General features: G+C 65.8%; 1 pseudogene. It reads right to left on the reverse strand.

Annotation, left to right across the window (positions count from 1 at the left end):
- A pseudogene (locus A6013_RS24400) lies at positions 1-421 on the reverse strand (Gfo/Idh/MocA family protein); the annotation flags it as partial.

Below are 421 nucleotides of genomic sequence, written 5' to 3' on the forward strand. Positions count from 1 at the left end.
ACTGCGCCGTCGGGTTCTTCATGTAGTTGAACCCCACCAGCGTTTTCACCCCGGCCCGATTCGCGGCGTCGACCCTCTCGCGCGCATCAAGGGCCTTGAGCGCCAGAGGCTACTCCGAGTACACGAGCTTGCCCTGGCGGATCCCCTCCAGAGCCATCACATTATTCACGTGGTAGGGTGAGCAAATATCCACCACGTCAAAGGCCGGGTCGGCCACCAGCGCCCGCCAGACTCCCGGTTCACGGTTAAAGCCAAACGCCCGGGCGCGCGCTGCCGCCAGCTCCGGCGTGACTTCCGCCCCCATCTCGCGCCCCAGCCTGCCGCGCAGGGTGATCCCCGTCGGGGCCTGGGCATAGGCGCTCGCGTGCGCCTTGCCGATATAGCCGGTGCCTATCAATCCGCTTCGCTCCTCTTTCTTCCC

The organism is Enterobacter sp. IF2SW-B1 (assembly GCF_001743375.1).
Classification (GTDB): Bacteria; Pseudomonadota; Gammaproteobacteria; order Enterobacterales; family Enterobacteriaceae; genus Enterobacter; species Enterobacter bugandensis.